General features: G+C 70.4%; 5 protein-coding genes. 4 read left to right on the top strand and 1 reads right to left on the bottom strand.

Going from position 1 to position 8069, the window contains the following annotated elements:
• Positions 1 to 140 precede the first annotated feature (140 nt).
• Positions 141 to 1751 carry a cellulase family glycosylhydrolase gene (locus ACOJTC_RS26820; protein WP_420118967.1) on the bottom strand — a complete coding sequence of 537 codons (1611 nt, stop codon included), beginning with the start codon at positions 1749 to 1751 and terminating at the stop codon, positions 141 to 143.
• A 721-nt stretch (positions 1752 to 2472) separates the two neighbouring features.
• On the opposite strand from ACOJTC_RS26820, the gene ACOJTC_RS26815 reads away from it, so the two are divergent.
• From ACOJTC_RS26815 to ACOJTC_RS26800, 4 genes are all read left to right on the top strand, one after another.
• The gene (locus ACOJTC_RS26815; protein ID WP_420118966.1) at positions 2473 to 3909 is read left to right on the top strand and encodes an extracellular solute-binding protein; all 1437 of its coding nucleotides are present in this window, start codon (positions 2473 to 2475) and stop codon (positions 3907 to 3909) included.
• A gap of 149 nt (positions 3910 to 4058) precedes the next feature.
• Positions 4059 to 5906, top strand: a complete 1848-nt coding sequence (locus tag ACOJTC_RS26810) for an ABC transporter permease subunit (RefSeq protein WP_420118965.1) — start codon at positions 4059 to 4061, stop codon at positions 5904 to 5906.
• Between the two features lie 238 nt (positions 5907 to 6144).
• Entirely contained in the window at positions 6145 to 6615 is a 471-nt protein-coding gene (locus ACOJTC_RS26805) for a hypothetical protein (RefSeq protein ID WP_420118964.1), read from the top strand.
• 74 nt (positions 6616 to 6689) lie between these two features.
• The gene (locus ACOJTC_RS26800; RefSeq protein WP_420118963.1) at positions 6690 to 7976 is read left to right on the top strand and encodes a hypothetical protein; all 1287 of its coding nucleotides are present in this window, start codon (positions 6690 to 6692) and stop codon (positions 7974 to 7976) included.
• Positions 7977 to 8069: the final 93 nt, after the last annotated feature.

Genomic DNA, 8069 nt, shown 5'->3' with positions numbered 1-8069 from the left:
GCTGGTGCCGAGCGCGGCGGGGGCGGTGCAGGCCACCTACGACCTGCTGGTGGGCGCGCTGGACCGCCCCGGCTCCGGCCGGCCGGGATCCGCGCGGGCCGGGGGTCGGTGACCCCCGGCCCGCGTCGGTCACCGCCCGCTCAGCTCGCCGCGCAGGACACCGCCGGTACGGTGTTGGTGCCGCCCGACGAGCCCAGGAAACCGAAGGTGGTGCTGCCGCCGGCACCGAGCGCGCCGTTGTAGCTGACGTTGCGGGCGGTCACCGCCGCGCCGCTGGTGGTCAACGTCGCGCTCCACGCCTGCGACACCTGCTGCCCGTTGCCGAACGTCCAGGTCACCGTCCAGCCGCTGATCGCCGAACTGCCGGCGGTGACCCGTACCTCGGCCTGGAAGCCACCCTGCCACTGACCGGTCACCGTGTACGTCGCCGAGCAGGAGCGCCCGCCCGGGGGTGGGGTCGTCGGCGGGGCGGTGGTCGGCGGCGGCGTGGTGGTCGGGGGAGCGGTGGTCGGCGGCGGCGTGGTGGTCGGCGGCGTGGTCGGGGTGGTGCCGCCGACGGCGCTCATGATGGCGTCGATGATGCCCTGCTGGGTGACCGAGACGCTGGCACGGTTGAACAGCCCGAACCCGTACGCCCCGTTGTAGCCGTTGTCCCAGTAGGCGGTGGCCGCCCCGTACTTCTTGGCGGTGGCGACCAGGGTGCGCGCGTAGTCCGCCCGGTACCGGTTGTTCGTCGAGTCGGCCGAGGTCTTGTCGACCGAACCGTACTCACCGACGAACACGGGGTATCCACGCGCGACGAAGGTGTCCCGCACCTTCTTCAGTTGCCCGTCCATGAAGTCCTGCTGGCCCCAGGTGGACTTGCGTGCCGGGTTGGTGGCGGCCGGCCCCCACTGGGTGATGGTGCCGTTCTCCTCACCGGCGAAGTCCCAGGGGTCGTAGTAGTGCACGGAGATCATGAGCCGCTGCTCGTTGGCCGGCACGGACGACGAGCGGTACTGGTCGGTCGGCAGCACGAAGCCGTAGTTGCCGACGGTGTAGTCGATGTTGGTGTTCCAGCCGGGGATGAGCAGCCAGCGCGAGGTGTTGTTCCCGCCGGTCCGCCGGACCGTGTCCACGAAGATCTGGTTGTAGGCGTTGATGTTCGAGTAGCACGGCTGGGTGGGATTGCCGTACTGCCCGTCGAACTCCTCGTTCATGGATTCCAGGACGAGGCGTTCGCCGTAGCTCTGGAATTTGGTCGCTACCTGCTGCCAGACCTTCTGGTACTTGTCCCTGATCGTCGTTTGGTTCGACGAGTCGCAGATCAGCCACGAACCGTTGATGGTCTTGTAGCCGTCGCCGTGCATGTTGATCAGCACGTACAGTCCGCGGCCATAGGCGTAGTCGACGATTTCCTGGATGCGGTTCAGCCAGGCGGAGCTGATCGTGTAGTTCGGGGCGGCCCCGATGTTTCCCAGATAGGAGACCGGAATGCGGATCGTCTTGAATCCCGCCGCCCGCACCCGGTCGATGAATGCCTGCGTCACGACCGGGTTGCCCCAGGCCGTCTCGCTGGGGATTCCGTTGGCGTTGGCCTCCAGCGCGTTGCCCAGGTTCCAGCCCGCTCCCATGTTGGCGACGAGCTGGGTGGAGTTCAGTTGGGTCATGCTGTCGGCCGACGCGGAACTCGTCATCACGGCCGTCGACCCGGCCAGCGCCAGTACGCCGGAAAGCACGGCGAACTGAACCCTCCTCAGTGTGGATTTCATCAGCATCTCCCGTCTTCGAGTCAACCGTCGCACGATGGTTGTCGAAGCGTTTCGACAGTATTTCGACTGCCTGTTCCGGCAATCGATGGGCTGCCAAAGAATAGATGCACGTGCATCGATCGGCAACGGGAAGGCTGCCGGTGGGCGGGCGCGGGCCTGCTGCGGGACCGGCCGGGGGGCGTCGGGCCGAGGTGGCGTCGGGCCGAGGTGGCGTCGGGTCGAGGTGGCGACCGGGTGGCCGGCGAGCCGGGTCGTGCCACGCCGGCCTGGACGCCGGATCCGTGCGTGTCGGGCATGTGCGCCTCGGGCATGTGTGCCTCGTGTCGTCGGGTCGACGGGCGCGGGTCCGTGGTCGCGTCGACGCCGCGCGCCCGACCGCGACCGGTGTCCGTCGTGCGGCGGACCGCCGCAGGGGTGCCCTCGTCGGGTGTGACCCGCCGCGACCGGCAGGTGGCCGCCGGGTGGGCGCCCGACCTCGCGGCGGCCGTCATCCCTATTGATCACAGTGAATTGCCGGAAGTGTCTTCCGGTGGGAAGGAGGGTCTGGTCGCGACTTTCCGAAATGTGTAGAGTGAGCGCAGCGCCGCCCTGATCGACATGCTGCGGTCATTCCACCAGGACGAATGATCGTCCTCGATGGCGAACGGTACCGACGTCCACAAGGGAGGACCACCCTTCCCGGCCTTCGGTGAGTTGCGGTGAGGCGGAACGGAGGAGACAGATGTCCACGGAGGACGGCTCGTTACGGACCCGGCGCGGCTTCCTGGGAATGGGGGTGGGGCTGCTCGGTGCGGCCGGCCTCGCCGCCTGCGGAGGAAGTGGACCGTCGACGCCCAGGGTGCAGGCCGAGGTCCCGCAGGAACTCGTCGACGCCGCGGCGGCGTTGAAGGGCTCCTCGATGGGGATGCTGTCGCAGAAGCTGTACTCGGAGGCGGCGAACGCGGCCCTCGACAGCTCGATCAGGAAGTTCGCCGACACCACCGGCACAAAGATCGGAAACAGCCTGGTCCAGGCCGACGCCGGGGACGTCGTCGCCAAGATCGATGCCGAGGTCAAGGGCGGCGTCGCGCGTGACCTCGCGTTCATGACCGACTCGCGGTTCGTCGCCCAGTTCCAGGCGCTCGGCGACCTGGAGGACGTGACGGACGTCGTCCAGGCGTTGACGGCGAAGTACGGCGAACCCACCGCCGAATCCAAGAACTTCTGCGTCTTCGACGGCAGGTGGTTCGCCATCCCGTACCACTTCATCGGGATCGGGTCGTTCCTGCGCAAGGACTGGATGCAGGACAAGGGCATCACCCCGAAGGACAGCTACACGTGGGAGGAGCTGCGGGACCTCTGCCTGGCGATCTCCGACCCCGGCAAACGGCGGTTCGGCTGGGGCATGACCGTCAACCGCTCCGGTGACGCCAACGGCATGATCGAGGCTCTGATCAACTCCTACGGCGGGGCGATCGCCTCCAACGACGGCCGGAAGGTCACCTTCGACTCTCCCGAGACCGTCCAGGCGGTCACCTTCCTCGGCGACATCTACACCAACCCGACGTACAAGCCGATGCTGCCGCCGGGGGTCGCCGCCTGGACCGACTCCAGCAACAACGAGAACTGGCTCGCCGGGATCCTCGGGTACACCCGCAACCAGTTCAGCGTCTACGCGGACTCCAAGACCAAGAAGAACCCGGTCTACGAACGCACCCACGTCTTCCCCGACTGCACCGGTCCGGCCACCGACACCTCCCTGCTGCTGGGCCAGTCCCAGGGCTTCGTCATCTTCAAGGGCGCCAAGAACGCCGAACTCGCCAAGCTCCTGACGCAGTACCTGGTCAGCGCCCCCGCGCTCGTCGGCGTGGCGAAGGAGGCTCCGGGGCTGGCCCTGCCGGCCTGGGACCGGGTCTGGGACGCCGATCCGTTCTTCACCAGCGGCGACCCGGCATTCCCCATCATGCGCAGGATCACCCAACAGAAACTGCCGCTGTCGACGAAGAACGGCCTGGACTTCCCGCAGAAGGCCAGCGCCGGGCAGCAGGCCGCCGTCGGCGCCTACGTGCTGACCGACATGATGCAGCAGGTCATCCAGGGCACGTCGCCCGCGCGGGCCGTGCAGACCGCCCACGCCAAGATGGTGCAGATCTTCACCCAGCAGGGTCTGCCGCAGTGACGTCGGTCCGCCCGGCGCCGGCCCCGGCGTCAGGAGGATCCCCACGGTCGAGGCCCGGCGCGCGTCCCGCGACCCGACGACGGCTGGGACGCGACTGGCGGCTGGCGGCGCTGTTCCTGGCTCCCACGGCCGTGCTCGTCGGCGCCCTCGTGCTCGTCCCGATCGGTTGGGCGGTCGTCACCAGCACCACCGAACGGCACGGCCAGCACAGCGTGTTCGTCGGACTGGCCAACTACCTCGCCCTCACCGATGACGAACAGTTCCACACCGGCGTGGTGAACTCGTTCGTCTTCACCGCGTACGCCGAGGTGTTCAAGGCGGTGCTGGGCCTGTCCGCGGCCCTGCTGCTGCACCACCGACGCCGGGGACGGGCCGTGCTGGCCGGTCTGCTCCTGCTGCCGTGGGTGGTGCCGACGGTCGTCACCGCGTTCAGTTGGCGCTCGCTGCTCGACCCGATCTTCGGCAGCGTCAACCTGCTGCTCACCGAGTCGGGGATCGGGCCGCTGCTGGTCGACGCGCACCTGGTCGACAGCTGGCCGGCGGGCTGGCTGTCCGAGGCGTCCCTGGCCATGCCGTCGGTGATCATGGTCAACGTGTGGAAGGGCATGCCGTTCTTCACCGTCGCCTTCCTCGCCGGGCTGAAGGCCATCCCCGCCGACCTCTACGAGGCGGCGACCGTCGACGGGGCGTCGGCGTGGCGGCGGTTCGTCCACGTGACGCTGCCCGGACTGCGCCACGTCATCACCGTGACCGTCACCCTGTCGTCGATCTGGACGTTCAACAACTTCGACCTCATCTGGTTGCTCACCCAGGGCGGCCCCGGCGACGCGACCGCACCGTACGTGCTCGTCGCGTACTCCAAGGCGATCCTCCAACTCCAGTACGGCGCGGGAGCGGCCGTCACGCTCGTCATGCTCCCGGTCATCGGCGTGCTGGTGTACGTGCTGGTCCGGCTGTTGCGGCGGGACGCCGACACGGCACCGACCCGCCCCGCCGGGCCGGCGCGCCGGGCCCTGCCGTGGGCCGCCGCCGTGGTGGTCACCGGCGCGCTGGCCTGGGCCTCACCGCACATCCTCTGGAAGGCGGTGCTGGTCCTCGGGGTGATCCTGCTGGTCGCGGCGGCGGTCGGCCGGGTCCTGTCGGCGTTGCAGTCGTGGGGACGGCGCAGGACGTCCGCCCTGGTGTCGGGGCTGGCCTCCGGCATCGCCCTGGCCGCGCTGCTCGTCTTCGTCCTGGCCCCGCTGTACTGGATCGTCGTCACTGCCTTCAAGTCCGACGGCCAGATCGTTCTGCACGAGCGCGATCTGTGGCCGACCCCGTGGACCCTGCAACAGTTCACCGACCTGTTCACCACCAAGCCGTTCGGTCGCTGGTACCTCAACACGGTGCTGGTGTCCACGGCGTCCACCGTGGTGGCGCTGGTCTGCGCCGCCCTGGCCGGCTACGCGCTGGCCCGGCTGCGGTTCCGCGGGGCGCAGGGCTTCACCGTCACGGTCCTGGTCACCTACGTGATGCCGGGCGCGCTGCTGTTCATCCCGCTGTACCAACTGCTCATCGGCGCCCGGCTCACCGACTCCCTGTGGTCGCTGGTCGTGACGTATCCGACCTTCACGCTGCCGTTCGCCACCTGGCTGCTGGCGGGATACTTCGCGTCGATCCCCATCGAGTTGGAGGAGGCCGCGCTGGTCGACGGCTGCACCCGGCTACAGGCGTTCGGTCGGGTGGTGCTGCCCCTGGCCAAGCCGGGACTGCTGGCGGTCGCCCTGTTCACCCTGACCAACGCCTGGAACGAGTTCCTCTTCGCCTTCGTGTTCATCACCAAGGACGAGTACAAGACCCTCCCCGTGGGCATGCAGTCGATGATCACCGGAGACGTCGTGCCGCAGGGGCAACTCGCCGCCGCGTCACTGCTGGTCAGCATCCCTGTGGTGATCATGTACGCCTTCGGGCAGCGGTTCCTCACCGAAGGGCTCACCGCCGGAGCGGTCAAGGGCTGACCCCACCACCGCCGACCACCCGGTGGGCCGGCACGGCGTCCGGCGGGTCTGTCGGCATGTTGACACCATCGCCACCCCGCCGGCCGGCACCCGTCGTGACCTCGGCCGACGCCCCGCGGCCCCGCCGCCGCGACCGCGCGGCCCCTGGCGCGGGCGTGGGACAGTTCTGGTCGTTCGGCCGGACCACCCGGCGACGACCGCTGACCGCACCGTTCATCAGAATCTGGGGAATCAGAGCATGAGTGCCGACTCGGACTGGGGCGACTTCCTGACCACCGACACGCCGATCGGGGACACCACCCTGACCGAGGCGGTAGCGGCGCTGCCGGAACCGTCGGCGTCCATCGTGGACAGCGAGATCAGCGGCGCGGTCAGCGACCAGGACTGGTCGAACTGGCACGCGGACAGCGGCGACGACTGGGCCGAATCCGCGCAGGACTGGGCCGACTACGCCGTGGAGAACGCGGCGGCCGGCAACGTCGAGGCCGCCGAGAGCGCCATGGCGCGGGCGGCCGACCACGCGAGCATCGCGGAGAACAACTACACGGTCTCCGACGAGTACTCCGACGCCGTGGCCGACCACGTGGAAACGGCCGCCGCCGAAATCGACTGGGCCGCCAGCGGCACCGACACCAGCACCTCGTACGACACGACGTCCTACGACGCCAGCACCTGCTGCGCGGCATCCGCGACCTCGCCTTCGACCTGAAGATCGAACAGCTCAGCCTCCTGGAGGCGGTTCGTGGCTCCCGCCTCGGTGGGGTCACCCTCTCGCCGACGCAGGTGCCGGTGCTGCTGCGGGTCACCCTGGAGGCCGACGGCCCCGGGGTCCGGGTGGGCGTGCTGCTGGTCGACCGCTGGCCGGGCAGGCTGGGGCGGAACTGGGGCGTGACCTCGGTGTACGTCAGCCTCTTCGAGTCGGTGCTGAGCACGTTCGACGCCGCGCTCGGCCGGCTCGACCCGACCGCCGCGGCGTCGTTCACCCCGTGGTGGCGGCAGACGGGCCCGGGTGACGTGGCGATGATGCAGCACGCCGCCGGCCTGGCCAACCGGGCGCAGGCGGCGCTCTCCCGGCACGCGGGTCGGCTGCTCGACGGCGACGGGTCGGCGCAACGGCAGGCGGTGGTCACCCGTGCCGGCGGTGCGACCTTCACCTTCGAGACGGCCGACACCGTCGCCGAGGTCCCCGCCGAGCTGGCCGACGGCATGCTGATGGTCGGCACGCTGATCGTCAGCCGGCCGGGCGGCATGCCGCCGAAACTGGTCGGGCAGGTGCAGTCGCTGGTGTTCCGGGTCGAGGAACGCCTCGCGGCGGGCGGGGCCGACCGGATCACCGTCGAGCCGGCCGACGTGCCGGCGGTGACCTTCCTGCACCAGCAGGCGCGGCTGCGTGGCCTGCTGCCGGTACGGACCCTGCGTACCTGCACCACCTGCCGGCTGGAGAAGGTCGCCAACCCGGAGATGGAACGCATGCAGGAGCGCACCCGGCGGACCCGGGACCTGGCCAGCAGCATCAGTGGCCTCGTCACGCCCTACGTGCTCGCCGGCCGGCTGGTGCAGCTCAACAACAAGGGTCCGGCGTTCGCCTGCCCCCGCTGCCAGGGGATGGACGCCGACGAGACGGTGGTGACCTACTGCCAGAAGTGCGGTGACCGCCGCGCCGAGACCGCACTGCGCACCTGCCCGAAGTGCCAGTTCGATTTCCGCAGCCTGATCGGTGCGGAACCGGTCTGGCGGCCCCGCGCCGCCGTGCCGGCGCTCCCGGGGCCGCAGCCCGACGGCCACCCGTCACCGGCGGTACGGCCCGCCACCCCACCGGCGTCCGCGCCCGGTGTTCCGGGCGGGTCCGGTGCGGCCCGCCCCGTGGTCGGCGTGGCGGCTGCGCCCCCGCCGGGCGGCGGCCCACCCGTGGCCGGTGCCCCGGTTGCACCCACCGCCGGGGCGTACCCTCCGGGTCCGTCCACCGCGCCACCGACCCCGGTGCGCCCGCCGGCCGGGCAGCCCCCTCCGGGATACCGACCCGACCCGGAGGCTGAGCAGTGGCCCCGGCCGCCGGGCTTCGGGCCCTGAGCCGGGCGCGACCCCGGCATCCACCGTGGGGCCCCGGCCCGGGGGGGCCGGGGGGGGCAGCGGGCGGGGGCGCGGGGGGGGGGTCGCCCGGGT

Source organism: Micromonospora sp., assembly GCF_048594385.1.
GTDB classification, from domain to species: domain Bacteria; phylum Actinomycetota; class Actinomycetes; order Mycobacteriales; family Micromonosporaceae; genus Micromonospora; species Micromonospora wenchangensis.
This window is presented reverse-complemented; position numbering and strand designations above follow the sequence as displayed.